This window comes from Corynebacterium tuberculostearicum (assembly GCF_016894265.1).
GTDB classification, from domain to species: domain Bacteria; phylum Actinomycetota; class Actinomycetes; order Mycobacteriales; family Mycobacteriaceae; genus Corynebacterium; species Corynebacterium tuberculostearicum_D.
In genome coordinates this window covers 1,674,565-1,690,501 of record NZ_CP069791.1, presented here as the reverse complement: position 1 = coordinate 1,690,501, position 15,937 = coordinate 1,674,565, and the positions used below count along the sequence as shown (strand labels likewise).

15 protein-coding genes are annotated in these 15,937 nt (G+C 58.4%); 4 read left to right on the top strand and 11 right to left on the bottom strand.

Features of this window, described 5'->3' with window-relative positions:
• Window positions 1–144: 144 nt before the first annotated feature.
• Together can and I6J28_RS08080 are read left to right on the top strand one after the other, a co-directional pair.
• Entirely contained in the window at window positions 145–2,958 is a 2,814-nt protein-coding gene (gene can, locus I6J28_RS08085) for an aconitate hydratase (protein ID WP_204609020.1), read from the top strand.
• A 191-nt stretch (window positions 2,959–3,149) separates the two neighbouring features.
• Entirely contained in the window at window positions 3,150–3,725 is a 576-nt protein-coding gene (locus tag I6J28_RS08080; RefSeq protein WP_204609017.1) for a TetR/AcrR family transcriptional regulator, read from the top strand.
• Window positions 3,726–3,800: 75 nt separating this feature from the next.
• On the opposite strand, the gene I6J28_RS08075 is transcribed toward I6J28_RS08080, so the two are convergent.
• The 5 genes from I6J28_RS08075 to I6J28_RS08055 form a co-directional block, all read right to left on the bottom strand.
• Window positions 3,801–4,937, bottom strand: coding sequence for an ATP-binding cassette domain-containing protein (locus I6J28_RS08075; protein WP_204609015.1), 1,137 nt, complete (start codon window positions 4,935–4,937; stop codon window positions 3,801–3,803).
• The gene (locus I6J28_RS08070) at window positions 4,928–5,620 is read right to left on the bottom strand and encodes an energy-coupling factor transporter transmembrane component T family protein (protein WP_204609013.1); all 693 of its coding nucleotides are present in this window, start codon (window positions 5,618–5,620) and stop codon (window positions 4,928–4,930) included. The genes I6J28_RS08075 and I6J28_RS08070 overlap by 10 nt, the downstream gene beginning before the upstream one ends.
• Window positions 5,620–6,330: an ECF transporter S component gene (locus I6J28_RS08065; RefSeq protein WP_204611436.1), complete on the bottom strand. Its 711-nt coding sequence runs from the start codon at window positions 6,328–6,330 to the stop codon at window positions 5,620–5,622. The genes I6J28_RS08070 and I6J28_RS08065 overlap by 1 nt, the downstream gene beginning before the upstream one ends.
• Before the next feature lie 182 nt (window positions 6,331–6,512).
• Window positions 6,513–7,484, bottom strand: coding sequence for a nucleoside hydrolase (locus I6J28_RS08060; protein ID WP_204609011.1), 972 nt, complete (start codon window positions 7,482–7,484; stop codon window positions 6,513–6,515).
• A gap of 21 nt (window positions 7,485–7,505) precedes the next feature.
• Window positions 7,506–8,180, bottom strand: a complete 675-nt coding sequence (locus I6J28_RS08055; RefSeq protein WP_204609009.1) for an NAD(P)H-binding protein — start codon at window positions 8,178–8,180, stop codon at window positions 7,506–7,508.
• A 104-nt stretch (window positions 8,181–8,284) separates the two neighbouring features.
• Here I6J28_RS08055 and I6J28_RS08050 point away from each other — a divergent pair, with 104 nt between their 5' ends.
• Together I6J28_RS08050 and I6J28_RS08045 are read left to right on the top strand one after the other, a co-directional pair.
• Window positions 8,285–8,554 (top strand): ACT domain-containing protein, encoded by a 270-nt coding sequence (locus I6J28_RS08050; protein ID WP_179386521.1) that lies wholly within the window; start codon window positions 8,285–8,287, stop codon window positions 8,552–8,554.
• 1 nt (window position 8,555) lies between these two features.
• Entirely contained in the window at window positions 8,556–9,920 is a 1,365-nt protein-coding gene (locus tag I6J28_RS08045) for a PFL family protein (RefSeq protein WP_204609007.1), read from the top strand.
• Between the two features lie 24 nt (window positions 9,921–9,944).
• On the opposite strand, the gene I6J28_RS08040 is transcribed toward I6J28_RS08045, so the two are convergent.
• The 6 genes from I6J28_RS08040 to sufC all read right to left on the bottom strand — a co-directional run bounded on the left by I6J28_RS08040 (window position 9,945) and on the right by sufC (window position 15,928).
• Window positions 9,945–11,267: a DUF2254 domain-containing protein gene (locus I6J28_RS08040; protein WP_204609004.1), complete on the bottom strand. Its 1,323-nt coding sequence runs from the start codon at window positions 11,265–11,267 to the stop codon at window positions 9,945–9,947.
• 6 nt (window positions 11,268–11,273) lie between these two features.
• Window positions 11,274–12,905 (bottom strand): ABC-F family ATP-binding cassette domain-containing protein, encoded by a 1,632-nt coding sequence (locus I6J28_RS08035; protein ID WP_005328391.1) that lies wholly within the window; start codon window positions 12,903–12,905, stop codon window positions 11,274–11,276.
• Window positions 12,906–13,019: 114 nt separating this feature from the next.
• Window positions 13,020–13,427: a metal-sulfur cluster assembly factor gene (locus tag I6J28_RS08030; protein WP_005324830.1), complete on the bottom strand. Its 408-nt coding sequence runs from the start codon at window positions 13,425–13,427 to the stop codon at window positions 13,020–13,022.
• On the bottom strand, window positions 13,428–13,880 hold the full coding sequence (gene sufU / locus I6J28_RS08025; protein ID WP_204609002.1) for a Fe-S cluster assembly sulfur transfer protein SufU: 453 nt from the start codon (window positions 13,878–13,880) through the stop codon (window positions 13,428–13,430).
• A complete protein-coding gene (locus I6J28_RS08020; RefSeq protein WP_204609000.1) occupies window positions 13,877–15,124 on the bottom strand; it encodes a cysteine desulfurase in 1,248 nt (415 codons plus the stop codon). The genes sufU and I6J28_RS08020 overlap by 4 nt, the downstream gene beginning before the upstream one ends.
• Window positions 15,125–15,169: 45 nt before the next feature.
• On the bottom strand, window positions 15,170–15,928 hold the full coding sequence (sufC, locus tag I6J28_RS08015; RefSeq protein ID WP_198493085.1) for a Fe-S cluster assembly ATPase SufC: 759 nt from the start codon (window positions 15,926–15,928) through the stop codon (window positions 15,170–15,172).
• Window positions 15,929–15,937: the final 9 nt, after the last annotated feature.

Below are 15,937 nucleotides of genomic sequence, written 5' to 3'. Positions count from 1 at the left end.
TCTTTGTCGCCTTCAACACAGCAGGCCCCATGGTCGCGTCGAGTCACACTCGTGACCGTTGACGCTGAGCACTGCCCCGCTGTGACGAAAGGCGGCGAGTACCAAACAGAACACACTGTTTATTAACAAGGAATGGAGCTCCCTGTGACTGAAAGCTTGAACTCCTTCGAGGCCAAGAAGACCCTTGACGTCAACGGCAAGTCTTATGACTACTTTGACATCAACACCGTCTCCGGCTTGGAGAAGTTGCCTTACTCCCTCAAGGTGCTGGCAGAAAACCTGCTGCGTAACGAGGACGGCAAGAACGTAACCAAGGATCACATTAACGCCTTGGCAAACTGGGATCCGGAGGCAGAGCCGGACACCGAAATCCAGTTCACCCCAGCGCGCGTCCTCATGCAGGACTTTACCGGTGTTCCTTGCGTTGTTGACCTCGCCACCATGCGTGAGGCCGTCTCCGCACTGGGTGGTACCCCAGATCAGGTTAACCCTCTCAACCCGGCCGAAATGGTCATTGACCACTCCGTCATCGTTGAGGCTTTCGGCTCTACCGATGCGCTGGAAAAGAACGTTGAAATCGAGTACCAGCGCAACGAAGAGCGCTACCAGTTCCTGCGCTGGGGTGCTGAGAACTTCTCCAATTTCCGCGTAGTTCCTCCGGGAACCGGCATTGTCCACCAGGTAAATATCGAGTACCTGTCCCGCGTTGTATTCGACAACGAGGGCCTCGCTTACCCGGATACCTGTATCGGCACCGACTCCCACACCACCATGGAAAACGGCCTGGGCATTCTGGGCTGGGGCGTCGGCGGCATCGAAGCAGAGGCTGCCATGCTCGGCCAGCCGGTATCCATGCTCATCCCGAAGGTCGTAGGCTTCAAGCTGACCGGTGAGATTCCCACCGGCGTTACTGCAACCGACGTCGTTCTTACCATCACCGAGATGCTGCGCGAGCACGGCGTTGTTCAGAAGTTCGTTGAGTTCTATGGCAACGGTGTTAAGTCTGTCCCGCTGGCAAACCGCGCCACCATCGGCAACATGTCCCCTGAGTTCGGTTCCACCGCTGCGATCTTCCCGATTGACGAGGAGACCACCAAGTACCTCGAGCTCACCGGCCGCCCGCAGGAGCAGATCGACCGCGTCGAGGCCTACGCCAAGGCACAGGGAATGTGGCTGGAGGAGGACGCTCCAGAGGCAAAGTACTCCGAGTACCTCGAGCTGGACCTGTCCACCGTTGTTCCTTCCATTGCCGGCCCGAAGCGCCCGCAGGACCGCATCCTGCTGACCGAGGCCAAGGAGCAGTTCCGCAAGGATCTGGCTAACTACACCACCGACGAGGTTTGCGTTGACGAATCCTCTGTCGAGGCAAAGCGCATGTCCGCAGAAGGCGGCGCCCCAGCTATGGAGGACGTCACCGGCGGCTTAAACAAGGCTCGTGAGGGTCACGGCGAGTCCTCGGCTATTGGCGCGAAGGGCCGTCACTCCAACCCAATTACCGTTGAGTCCCAAAACGGTGGCGAGTTCACCTTGGACCACGGCATGGTTGCCATTGCCTCCATAACTTCCTGTACCAACACCTCTAACCCATCCGTCATGGTGGGCGCAGGCCTTATCGCCCGTAAGGCAGCAGAAAAGGGTCTGCAGTCCAAGCCATGGGTTAAGACCATCTGTGCTCCTGGCTCCCAGGTTGTTGATGGCTACTTCCAGCGTGCAGACCTGTGGAAGGACCTCGAAGCCATGGGCTTCTACCTCTCCGGCTTCGGCTGCACCACCTGTATTGGTAACTCCGGCCCACTGCCGGACGAGGTTTCTGCAGCCATCAACGAGAATGACCTCGCTGCGACCGCGGTCCTTTCCGGTAACCGCAACTTTGAGGGTCGTATCTCCCCGGATGTCAAGATGAACTACTTGACTTCTCCAATCATGGTCATCGCCTACGCCATCGCCGGCACCATGGACTTTGACTTTGATGCACAGCCGCTGGGTCAGGATAAGGAAGGCAACGATGTCTTCCTGAAGGACATTTGGCCATCCCCGCAGGAGATTGAGGACACCATCCAGTCCGCTATCTCTCGCGAGATGTACGAGGCTGACTACGCCGACGTATTCAAGGGCGACGATGCTTGGCGCAACCTGGACGTGCCGGAGGGCGAGACCTTCAAGTGGGATGAGGATTCCACCTACATCCGCAAGGCTCCTTACTTCGACGGCATGCCTACCGAGCCGAACCCGGTTGAAGACATCAAGGGCGCACGCGTGCTGGCAAAGCTGGGCGATTCCGTCACCACTGACCACATCTCCCCTGCTTCCGCTATTAAGCCGGGCACTCCGGCTGCGCAGTACCTCGATGAAAACGGCGTTGCCCGCCAGGACTACAATTCCCTGGGCTCCCGTCGCGGTAACCACGAGGTTATGATGCGCGGTACCTTCGCAAATATTCGCCTGGCCAACCAGCTGGTCGACGTCACCGGTGGCTACACCCGTGACTTCACCCAGGAAGGCGGCCCGCAGGCCTTCATCTTCGATGCTTGCCAGAACTATAAGGAAGCCGGCATTCCGCTCGTTGTCATTGCTGGTAAGGAGTACGGTACTGGCTCTTCCCGCGACTGGGCAGCTAAGGGCACCAACCTGCTTGGTGTGAAGGCTGTTATCACTGAGTCCTTCGAGCGTATCCACCGTTCCAACCTGATTGGCATGGGCGTTATCCCACTGCAGTTCCCGCAGGGCGAGTCCCACGAGTCCTTGGGCCTGGATGGTACGGAGACCTTCGACATCGAGGGCATCTCCGCCTTCAACGATGGCTCCATCCCGAAGACCGTCCACGTAACCGCTACCAAGGAATCCGGCGAGGCCGTGGAGTTCGATGCTGACGTCCGCATCGACACCCCGGGTGAGGCTGACTACTTCCGCCACGGCGGCATCTTGCAGTACGTTCTGCGTCAGATGGTCAAGAACTAAGCGTCTTCGCGCAGTCCTTTAGCCCAACCGATGGGTTAAAGGACTAAGTTCAGTCGACAACGCGGGGTTGCACCGCCCTCTCTCAGGAAGGGCAATGCGGCCCCGCGTTTCGTCACGTCGACTTTATTTCTTATTTAAAATTACTGATTAAACAATCTTTAGATATCCCCCATTAAGGAGAGTTCCCTACTATGCCCATCGTGAGCGAATCTGAACTTAGCCGCCGCCGGCACGACATTCTCGTAGGTGCCCGCCGCTGCTTTGCAGAGCACGGGTACGAGGGAGCAACTGTTCGGCTACTCGAGCAAGCGACGGGTAAGTCACGTGGCGCAATTTTTCACCACTTCGGTGACAAAGAGTCACTATTTCTTGCCTTGGCGCAAGAAGATGCCGCTCGTCAAGCCGAAGTCGTGGCTCAAAATGGCTTGGTAGAAGTCATGCGGGAAATGCTCCAACATCCTGAGCGCCACGATTGGCTGGCCACTCGCTTGGAAATCACCTCCCTGCTACGCACGGACCCCTCGTTCGCCGCTCGGTGGAAAGAAAATCAATCGGTTCGTGATGAAGCCGTTCGCGCACGATTGGCATCTAATGCGGATAAGGGTCGCCTACGAGATGATGTAGGAATCGATACCTTAGCCATCTATCTTGAGGTATTTATGGACGGATTCATTAATCGACTTGCCTTGGGCGATACAGCGGAGCTGGAGAATGTTCTTGACTTAGTAGAGCAATCCATCCGCGGTGCTCAGGCGAGCCCACAGTAACCCCATACAACTACTTTTGCTCCCGGCAGCGTCTTAACTGATGTTGGAAACAGCCGGGAGCAATTTTGTATGTGCTTATAGATGCTGCGCCGGCAGTGTCTTTTCCGTTACTTCAGCATAGGTTTCTATTTCAGCCACAAACTTAGGATCGTGGCAGGTAACTGCGAGGGCGCTGCCGGACTGCAGTGCGTGGTGGATAAGTTGGTGCATGAGCCAGCGGTCAGCAGCTGAAAGCAAGGTGTCTGGTTCGTCGAGCAGAACCACCGGTCGCTGCTGCCCGATCACGTGGGCAATCTGCGCAAGCCGCAGGCGAGACGATGATAGGTCGAGAGGATGATCTGCCGGATTTAGTCCCAGCAGGTTGCGCAAGGTGTCGTTGGGGACGAATTCCTCCACCGTTGGAAATACCGCCTGATCAAACGGCGATTGCAAGGCAAGAGCGGGTGGATTCGGGACAGCTCCGGCGCCATCGAGCCCAGCAGCAGCGCGCAGGAGCGTGGTCTTGCCACTGCCATTATCGCCTCGCAGCCACGTAACCGCAGATTTCGCGATAGGGATTTCTACCGGTCCGACGCTGAAGGAAGTGCCACGGGGCTGAGAAAAGTGCCACCATTTCTTCTTTGCTGCACCCCTGCGTGCTGTTAGCGGACCGATACTCCCTGTCCGGGGGCTTGCAGAAACCCGCGGTAAGTCTACGGCCGCTACGAGTGGGTCTGTTCCAATGATGTGCCCACCCAATTCTTGCCAGGAAGCACTGGATATAGAAATGACGCAGGTTTCCGGCAATTCCTGCAAGAGGCGAACCACTTGCGTGCGCGAGTCAGCATCAAGCCCGGCTGCAGGCTCGCACACAATCATGACTTCCGGATCGCGAATGGCGACACAGGCAGCCGCAAGCCTGCGTGTTTGGCCACCGGATAGCTGTGTTGGATCGTGTTCGCGGTAGTCAGACAGGCCCACGGCGCGAAGCATTCGCTCCCCGCGCCGCTGCATTTCAGGGGCAGGAACGCCGGCATTTTCGAGGCCTAAAACTACTTCTTCGATACAGGTTTCCCGCAGGAAGCTAATCTGTGCTGAGGCATCCGTACCGATGATGGCTTCGGTAGATAGGTGCTCGGCTAGTTCCACGGCAACGTCTTCGACGGCTGTGTCAGGCTCGACGAGTACTTGATAAATGGCCCCAGGGGTGGGCTTAATGCGGGCTAGATCCATGTAGCAATCACCACCGCAAGGGTTACTAGCGGAATGAGGAAGCGTACGACGCGGGAGGCCATGGAATCGGAAACGGGGCGCAATAGGCTGCGTTGCCCTTCCTGGTCGAATCCGACGGCGGCGAGGGCCTGGCCACGTTGGGTTCCTTGGGTAAGGAGGCGAGCGATAACGGGAATAATGACGCGCGAGATGGTATTGCGCCAAGTCACGGTGATGCCTGCGAGCTGGTTGGCTTCGCGGACGCAACGCCATGCGTGCGCACCTTGGGGCAGGGTTTGTAGGGAGGCTCCAACGATATACGCGACCTTGTGGCCAGCGCGCGAAACTTGCAGCCACTTGGCGATATCAGCAATGCGCAGCACTGCCATGGCCGCGATGAAGCAGGCCATGAGGGCGCAGAACCGCAGGGTGAGGGTGGCGGCGAGCACCAGGCCGTCGCTTGTTACCAGCGGCAGCACTGGGTCATCACCGTAGGGGGCGTGAATGACCAGCATGGAAAGGGCCGCTGGGGCGCTTAACGCCACAGTTGTCAAAATCACGGAAGCGTTGCGGGTAGCGGCAGTACCGCAGGCTAGGGCGATAAGCACTACGCTTGCCGACGCCACCGGGGTATTCAGCGCCAAAGTAAGGACCCAGCCGCAGGCCGCGATGGTGACGACGGTGGCGGGATGAAGGACGTGCATTAACGTGGCTGGAGGGATTCTCGGGTGCGCTGCGGCAGTGCTTTGACCGCTGCCCAGACAATGAGGAAGACCAGTGCCTTATCCAGGGGATCCGAAATAAAGGACTGCAGCGTAACCGAGGCGATGAGGGAATTGCCCAGTTCTCGAAAGAGCGAAACAACTGCGCCCGTACCAAGACCTGCGGTACCGCCATAAACAAAGGCAGCTACTGGTGCGGCGAGCATGCCGGAAATGATGCCGATGATGGCGCCGCTGAGAATGACCCACCACACCTTAGTGAAAGCGCCCTTCTTGATTACCAGTCCAGAGAGGAAACCCGTGGCGGCGGACACAGCGGCGAAGGGCAAAGCGGCGGGGTTCAACAGTCCCCATACGACGGAGGACAAGGTACCAGTAGCCAATCCGGCGATGGGTCCCGCGAGCGCGGCTACCAGGATCGTTCCCACGGAGTCGATATACAGCGGAACGCCGATAGAACCGATGATTTCGCCGACAACAATATTGAGCACTAGCGCTACCGGGATGATGGCGATGGTTCGCGCCGGTAGCGCCGGAACGGTGCCGGCTAGAAGGAGCGCGGCGCCAACGAGGTAGCCGGCGAGGGTAATAAGCGCCTCTGTCGAGCCGGCAACGGATTCCCAATCAGTAGGACGCAGAAGAACCAGATAAATCCAGGTTGCGGCGACAATGAGAGCACCCGCGATGACCATAGCCTTGCGGGCGGGGGTGAGAGAAAGCTGTGACACAGTAAAAGTCCAAATCCATATACCGAAAAATGGGCAAAATAAACGACGACCGCGGATGGTGCTGCGTTCCTATGTCACCTCGGAAAGCGAGCTTGCACGGCCCGTGCGCCGCGGATAATAGTAGAGGCTCTGCGTGTTAAAAGCTACTAATGCGAAGCCAATAGCGTCAATCCCCGCGCGCATTCGTGGTGTGCGGCCTCCATGTCTGCTCTTGTTACCAGCCGCGCGTTGTGGGCGCGGCCCCAATGGTTGCGCAAATCTGCAACGCAGGTGCCCCGCAACAGTGACGATTCCGCCTCGACGTCCACGGTGGTTTCTGTCGCTTCATAAGGGATGCGCCCCAGGGCAATCATGCAGGTCAAGAGGTCGTGGATCTGAGCTTGATATCCCTCCCCTTGTGCCTGGTGGAATTCAAAATAAAAACGCAGCACGTCCGGCAGGATTTGTGCCGTGGGGTGCTCCCCCAACATTTCTAGGGCCTCGTCTAGGCGCTGCGGGGTGATGAGAAACTGTTCCGTTACTTCGAGGGAACATAGCGTGGTGAGAACGCGTGGGGCGGTTGAATGAAAATGTTGGGCGGCGGCGTGTGGATCCACCCAAAAGTTCCACTCGGCAGTTGGCGTGGTGTTTCCGCGGTAATTGACCGCGCCGCCCATGATTGTGATGGCACCGAAGCGCGCGGCAGCCTCGCTATGGGTTGCTTCGAAAGCGGCAAGGTTGGTGACTGGTCCGGAAACGATCAGCTGCAGATCGTCGTGGGTGGCTAATGCTTCTTCCCATACCTGCTGCCAATCGCGCTGTTGCAGCTTGGCGGCGGCAGCGGGGGCATGTGCATAGCCCAGCCCTGTCGGGCCATGGGTCTCAGGGGTGGTGGTGAGATCCACCTTGAGGGGTTGGGGTACGCCGGGGGCTACGGGGACGTCGGCAAGCGAGCAAAGGTCCAAAATCCAGCGGGCATTAGCCGCGGTCTGGTGGACCTCGACGTTGCCGGCCGTGGTGGTAACGCCCACCAGCTCGATCTCACCGGCATGATGCAGACCCGCCAAGTACATGAGGGCGAGGCAATCATCGATACCGGGATCGCAATCAATAAGTACGGCTGGTGGCTTAGCAGTCATAATGCCAGCCAGTTTAGCGCCTTACTTGATAGAGCTCACTGGATTGTCGCCATCAACGAAGGCAAGCGGGGATTCCGGCAGGTTTTCGCGGCCAAGGGCCTCGACGATGACGTCCGCAACCAGCTCGCGGGAAGAAGTCATAGACTCCTTCAGCATCTTATCCTCAATCATTTCCAGGCCCTTGGCTGGTTCCTCGGTCAGCATCGCTGGCTTGAGGATGAGGTGCGGGTAGCTGGCCTGTACAAGGCGGTTGTCTACTTCCTTCTTGGACTCCACGTAGGCATACCACTTCTCATCGGCAGGATCCGTGGTTGCTACCTGGGAGCCGACGTAGGAGATCATCACATAGGCAGGTACATTCTTGCCCTCCTGTTGTAACTGGTCCATCGCGTCGAGGGTAGCGAGGGCGCCGTCGCGGTCGACGGCCCAAGTGAGGTCTGCCCCACCGCGGCCGCCATTGCCGGCGCCCCAGACTACAGCGTCATAAGCGGCGAAAAGCTCTGCCCACTGATCCACGGTTTGTTCAGTAATATCCGCCATAACCGGGGTCGCGCCGAGCTTTTCAATCTCGGCCTTTTGCTCCGGATTGCGGATGAGGGAGTGGACCTCATGACCGGCCTCAACCAGCTTAGGTGCGGTCAGCAGCCCGACCTTGCCGTGTCCACCGATGTACAGAAACTTCTTCTTATCAGTCATACCTCCCCACCGTAACAACGGCGCGGTCGGCGTGCAGACGGCCTCCTTACTCCGGCACGCACAAACCACCGCGGCGCGCCCGGCAAGCAGATAGAATTGCATGCATGTATGCCATTATGACCGTCACCGGTGCCGATAGCACCGGCATCATCGCCGCGGTGACCACTACCCTTGCAGAACTCGATATCAACGTCATCGACGTCTCCCAGACGCTCATGGGCGGATACTTCACCATGATCCTGCGCGTCGAATTCGATGCGGACAAGGTCTCCATCCAAACCATTAAGGAGCGCATGCGCCCCGTTGCGGAAGAAAAGCACCAGTCCATCCGCATTCAGTCCGAAGACCTCTTCACCGCCATGAACGAGATTTAGAATGAGTACGCGTTTTAATACCACCAATATCTTGGACACCATCGAGATGATTGAGAACTATCGTCTCGATATCCGCACCGTGACCATGGGCATCTCGCTCCTCGGATGCACCCGCTCCACCATGGAGGCTACCTGCCAGGCCATCTATGACCGCGTCACCCAGCAGGCAGGGCGCCTCGTCGAGGTATGCGAAGGCATCGAGGGCGAGCTCGGTATCCCCATTGTGAATAAGCGCATCTCCGTAACCCCCATCTCGTTAGTGGTGGCCGGCGTAGAGGGAAACCCCGTTGACGCAGCAAAGGCGCTGGACAAGGCGGCAAAAGAGGTTGGCGTCAACTTCGTGGGCGGCTATTCCGCCTTGGTAGAAAAAGGCGCTACCACCGCGGAGCAAAAGCTCATCAGCTCCATTCCGGAGGCGCTGGCTACTACGGACGTTGTGTGTTCCTCCGTAAACATCGCCAGCTCCCGCGCGGGCATCAACATGGATGCGGCGAAGAAAATGGGCGAGGTCATCAAGGAAGCGGCCGAGCTGACCAAGGACAATTCCGCCATTGCGTGCGCCAAGCTGGTGGTCTTTGCTAACTCCGTGGGAGATAACCCCTTTATGGCCGGTGCCTTCCACGGCATTGAGGAACCCGATTGTGTGGTCTCCGTGGGCGTTTCTGGCCCGGGTGTGGTCGACCGTGCCTTGGGCTCGCTGGAGGGAGCCAGCTTAGACCAGGTTGCAGAAGAGGTGAAGAAGGCAGCGTTCAAGATCACTCGCGCCGGGCAGCTGGTGGGCAACATGGCCTCGGAGCGCCTGGGCGTTCCTTTCGGCATCATCGACCTTTCGCTTGCCCCCACCGCCGAATTGGGCGATTCGGTTGCGCACATCTTGGAGCACATGGGCCTAGACCAGGTAGGCACCCACGGCACCACTGCAGCCTTGACTCTGCTTAACGACGCCGTTAAGAAGGGCGGCATGATGGCTTGTTCCCGCGTGGGCGGGTTGTCAGGTTCCTTCATCCCCGTTTCCGAGGACAAAGGCATGATCGATGCGGTCAAGTCCGGCTCCATTTCCATGGACAAGCTGGAGGCCATGACCGCTATTTGCTCGGTTGGCTTCGACATGATTGCGCTGCCGGGCGATACCTCTGCCGCGACGATCTCGGGCATGATCGCTGATGAGGCCGCCATTGGCGTGATGAACCATAAAACCACCGCAGTACGCGTCATTCCGGTACCTGGCGCTCAGGTAGGCGACGAGGTCAGCTTCGGCGGGCTTCTTGGCTACGCCCCTGTCATCCCGGTCAATCAAGTGGGCAATGCGCAGTTCATTAACCGCGGTGGCTTCATCCCCGCCCCGGTGCATGGATTCCGCAACTAGCGCCAGCGACAACCGCGCCGCGGACTAGTCCGCGGCGTGCTCCTCGCCCGGCTTATCGGATTCCGCCCACGCAGCTAGGTTTGCCTGAAAGTGCTGGTAGGAATCCTCCAACTGTTGCAGCTCCACCTCGCCGCCTACCTGGCGACGAGCATCGGAGTAGATGGCCCGGGCGGCGTCGTCAAGCACGCGTCGGCGTTCCGCTGTGCGAAGAAGAGCAACCACCTTAGCGAGGTTATCCAGCATGCTGAGGTAAATCTCCGCATTATCGGCCGCGTCGCGCCGAATCTGTGTAAACATCGCCTCGACGATTTCGGCATAGCTAAAGGTTTGATAATCCAGCCGAAACTCGCCGTTGACATGCACAATGCCCTGCGGAAGCCGCTTATCCCCAATCACGGTGAGGATCTGGGTGAAGCGGTCAATGATATCGATTACCGTAAAAGGGTCATTAACTCCGGTGCTCAAAGCGCGGGCAGCAATTTCTGCAAGGTGCCGGGCAGTAAACCGAGGGTCGTGGGCAGAGGCGTTTTCGCGGTACTGCGTGAGCACGATATGTCGCTCAATGTTTTCCGGCAAACGTGGCACGCCGTGGGCAATGACCTCGCCTTCCAGCACTAGGTCTCCCGGTGCGACGCCCAGGTGCACCGCACAATTTTCCTCCGCCGCAGCCTGAGCAATGGCGTCATAGTCCACAAATTTGAGATAGCCAGTCTCACTACTGCGGCGCTTTTGCGCGTTCGTGTAGAACTCTGGCCCCGGCGCTTCTACTTTCTCTTCCTCCTCACCGCGGCGGATGAGCCGGCGCATGTGGCTCTCTACGTCTTGGGCAACGACGTGCACCACGTGGGACATGCTGATCGATTGCGCAATGTGCACGATGAAGTAGATAAGGAAGACAACGCAGGCGATGGCCAGCAGCACCGTGACGGCTACATTCAGGGAAGGAACATATTCTTCTTCCCCACCGCCGCCGGTTCGGACCGCGCGCAAGGATAGGAGCGCAAAAATAAAGGTTGCCAGGTAGATCGCCAACGTGGATTGAATGGAGCGATCTTTTAAAAACTCGTGCAGTAGACGCGGGCCCATCACCGTGACGACACCGGATAGCGCGGTCAGCGTGATGAAAAAGAGGGTGCCGGCCAAGGAGAGTGACGAGGTTGCTACCGCGCTTAAAATCCCTTGCGCACTATCGGCGCTGCCGTCATAAAAGAGCGTGGCCGACACATCAAAATTGCTACCAACCGCAATGAGCAATTCCGCGCCGATCGCGGCTATGGCCACCGCCACGGCGGGGATGAGCCAAAACTTCTCCCGCCAGGCGGGCATCCTCTCCAGCAGTGTCTTCATAAATCCCTAAGCTAGCTCCACGATCTCCATATAGTCATCGGACCACAGGTCCTCATCACCGTCGGGCATGATGATCACGCGTTCCGGATCCAGTGCCTTAACCGCACCTGGATCGTGCGTCACCAGCACCACAGCGCCCGTATACGTTTTTAGTGCATCAAGCACTTGCTCGCGCGAAATTGGGTCCAAGTTATTGGTCGGCTCGTCTAGTAACAGGACATTCGCGCGACTGGAGACCAAGGCAGCCAGTGCAAGGCGCGTCTTCTCGCCGCCGGAGAGGGTGCCCGCAGGTTGCTCCAACTTCTCGCCGGAAAACATAAAGGCACCAAGCAGGCTGCGCAACTCCTGCTGATCCGCGTCAGGACAGGCATCGATGGTGTTTTGCCACACGGACTTATCCGGGTCGATGGTGTCATGCTCCTGCGCGAAGTAGCCGATACGCAGGCCGTGGCCGCTGACGATACCACCTTCACCATCGGTGCGTTCCACACCGGCCAGCAATTTCAACAGGGTGGTCTTACCTGCACCGTTGTAGCCGAGAACAACCACCCTAGAACCTTTGTCGATGGCGAGGTCTACACCCACGAAAACCTCCAGCGAGCCGTACATCTTGGTCAGGCCCTTGGCATTCATGGGGGTCTTGCCGCATGGCGCTGGCTCGGGGAACTTGATATTGGCCACCTTATCGGCCACGCGGACCTCATCGAGCTCGCTCATCATGCGTTCAGCACGGTGGAGCATCTGCTTTGCCGCGGCGGCCTTGGTTGCCTTGGCACCGAGCTTGGCCGCCTGCTTTTGCAGTGCAGACGCCTTCTTTTCCGCATTGGCGCGCTCTCGGCGGCGCCGCGCTTCATCGGTAGCACGCGCATCGAGGTACTTCTTATAGCCCATGTTGTACACATCGGCCTCACCGCGGACCGCGTCAAGGAACCACACCTTGTTGCACACGGCTTCTAGCAGTTCGACGTCGTGGGAAATCATAATGAGCCCGCCCTCGTGCTTGGACAGGAATTGGCGCAGCCACGTAATAGAGTCCGCATCCAAGTGGTTAGTCGGCTCATCCAGGAGCAGCGTGGTCTGGGATTTACCGGAGCCTTCAGTAGCCGCAAAGAGGATCTGTGCCAGCTCCACACGGCGGCGCTGGCCGCCCGAGAGAGTCTTGAGCTTCTGATCTAAGACGCGCTGTGGCAGGCCCAAATTATCGCAGATCTGCGCGCATTCGGAATCGGCTTCATAGCCGCCGAGCGACTCGAACTGCTCCTCCAAGCGGGAATACTTACGGATAGCCTTATCCCGGAACTTATCGTCCGTGGCCGATTCCATGAGCTCTTGTTGCTTCGCCATACGGCGCTTAAGATCATCTAGACCGCGTGCGGAAAGAACGCGCTCGCGCGCCGTTTGCTCAATATTTCCCTCACGGGAATCCTGGGGCAGATAACCAATGGGGCCCGAGCGAGTCACAGAACCACCATAAGGCTCCGTCTCCCCTGCCAAAATGCGCATGGTCGTCGTCTTGCCCGCGCCGTTGCGGCCGATGAGGCCGATGCGGTCGCCGGGCTGCACGCGGAGGTGCTGCCCGGGGGCGTCGAGAAGCGTGCGCGCTCCTACCCTGACTTCGAAATCATTGGTTACAATCACGAAGAAATAGTCTAGCAATTGACGCCGCCAACGCTAAGACGCACTAACGCCCCCAACAGCCGCTTCCCTAGTCCGAGAAATGCGCTGCTGGGGGCGTGTGATTAATACGCGATTTTAGACCGCGAAGCCGAGGGCCTGAAGCTGCTCGCGGCCCTCCTCAGTAATCATCTGCGGGCCCCATGGTGGCATCCATACCCAGTTGATGCGGACGGCATCGGCCAGCTTATTTGCCTTGACGATGTCTTCCACCTGTTCCGCAATGACATCGGTCAGCGGGCAGGCCGGCGAGGTCAACGTCATATTGATCATGACGATTTCCTTGCCATTGTCCTCTTCAAACCAGAGGTCATAGACAAGACCCAGGTCGACGACGTTAATGCCGAGCTCGGGGTCAATGACATCACGCATGAATTCGGTGACATCAAAGGCCTTAGAGATCTGCTCTTCAGTCTGCTCCGGGCGCTCGCCGCTGCCGGAGAATGAAGAGTTCTCGTTCTGATAGGGATCTACGGGTTCGGTCATCTAGTTCTCCACTTCAGTTAGTGCATCGGCGGATGCAGCCTGGAAGGCCTTCCATCCGAGGAGCGCACACTTGACGCGCGCTGGGTACTGGGACACGCCGGCGAAGGCGACGCCGTCACCGATAAGGTCTTCATCGCCCTCTTCTTGGCCGCGAGAGGTAATCATCTTTTCGAACTCGGCCAGCTTCTCATTGGCTTCCGTAAGCGGCAGCCCCACAATTTCCTCAGCCATAACCGAGGTAGAAGCCTGCGAAATGGAGCAGCCTTCCGCGTCATAGGAGACGTCCTCTACGGTCTTGCCGTCGTCCGAAAGGCGCACGCGCAGGGTGAGCTCATCGCCGCAGGACGGGTTCACGTGGTGGACCTCGGCCTGATATGGCTCCCTCAGGCCGGCGTGTTGGGGGTTCTTATAGTGATCCAGGATGACGTCCTGGTACATGGAATCTAGGTTCATGAGGCAACTCCAAAGAATTCGCGGGCAGCCTTGATTGCGTCCACCAGCTTATCTACTTCTTCCTCGGTGTTATATAGGTAGAAGCTAGCGCGGGCGGTGGACTGTGCGCCGCAGGCACGGTGCAGTGGCCACGCACAGTGGTGGCCAACGCGAATGGACACACCGTGGTCATCGAGGACCTGGCCCAAGTCGTGCGGGTGAACGCCTTCCACAGTGAAGGAAATGGCGCCACCGCGATTTTCGGTGGTCTCTGGACCGATGATGCGCAGACCCGGGATTTCCTTGAGCTGGCGCAATGCGCGCTCGGTGAGCTTCTTTTCGTGCGCGTGGATATTGTCCATGCCCACTTCTTCCAAGAACTTCACCGCTGCGCCGAGGCCAACCACCTGGCTGGTCATCTGCGTGCCCGCCTCAAAGCGCGTCGGCGGCTCGGCAAAGGTGGTCTCTTCCATCTTGACGATCTCAATCATGGAGCCACCGGTCAGGAAGGGCGGCAGCTTCTTGAGCAGCTCATCCTTGCCGTAGAGCACACCCACACCGCTGGGGCCGCACATCTTATGGCCGGAAAAGGCCGCGAAATCCACGTCTAAAGCGTGGAAATCCACCGCCATATGTGGCACCGACTGGCAGGCGTCAAGGACAACCATGGCGTCCACCGCGCGAGCACGGCGCACCAGTTCATCCACGTCCGCCACGGCACCCGTGACATTGGATTGGTGAGTAAACGCAACTACCTTGACGGAATCATCGAGCTCGAGCGAATCGAGATCAATACGGCCGTCTTCGGTCATGGAATACCACTTCAACGTAGCGCCGGTGCGAGCACACAGCTCCTGCCACGGCACCAAGTTGGCGTGGTGCTCCAATTCGGTGATGACAACGGTATCGCCCTCGCCCACGTAGAGGTCTCCCGCGCGCTCGTCGCTCAGCACATAGGCAACTTCGTTCAGGGCCTCGGTGGCGTTCTTGGTAAAGGCGATTTCGTCGCGGTCCGCACCCACGAATGCGGCGATAGCTTGTCGCGCGGACTCGTAGGCGTCATCGGCCTCTTCCGCCAGCTGGTAGGAACCGCGGTGGACAGGAGCGTTCGTGTGCAGCACAAACTCCTCCTCCGCCTTCCATACCGGCAGCGGGCGCTGGGAAGTAGCGCCCGAATCCAGATACACCAGTGGCTTATCGCCGCGCACAGTGCGCTGGAGGATCGGGAACTGCTCCCTAATTGCGTTTACATCAAATCCAGTCATGAATCTTCTTTAGATAGTCGCGGTTGACCGGCCCGTGGTCGGTCCTTACTTCAGGAACTGGTCGTAGCCGTCAGACTCGAGCTGATCCGCTAATTCGGCGCCACCGGTCTTGATGACTTGACCGTCTGCAAAGACGTGCACAAAGTCCGGCTTCACATAGTTCAGGATGCGCTTGTAGTGGGTAATCATCAAGATGCCACCATTGGTTTCCTTCTGGTAGCTATTGATGCCCTCAGACACGATGCGCAGAGCGTCAACGTCCAGGCCGGAGTCGGTCTCGTCCATAACTGCGAACTTCGGCTTCAGGATATCCAGCTGCATGACTTCGTGGCGCTTCTTCTCACCGCCGGAGAAGCCTTCGTTGACGGAGCGGGAGATGAAGGACTTATCAATCTTCAAATTCTCGCGGGCCTGGGTAAGCTCCTTGTTCCATTCACGCAGCTTCGGTGCTTCACCGCGAATGGAGGTAACTGCAGAGCGCATGAACTGAGAGACCTTTACGCCTGGTACCTCAGTTGGGTACTGCATAGCCAAGAAGAGGCCGGCGCGAGCGCGCTCGTCGACGGGCATCTCCAGCAGATTTTCGCCGTCGAGAAGCACCTCGCCCTCGGTGACCTCATACTTTGGGTGGCCGGCGATGGTGTAAGACAAGGTGGACTTGCCGGAACCGTTCGGACCCATGATGGCGTGGATCTCACCGGAGTTGATGGTCAGGTTAACGCCCTTGAGGATTTCCTTCGGCTCGCCGCCTTCTTCCGTCGGCAGCACCTGGGCGTGGAGGTTCTTAATTTCCAGAGTAGACATAATGTGTGT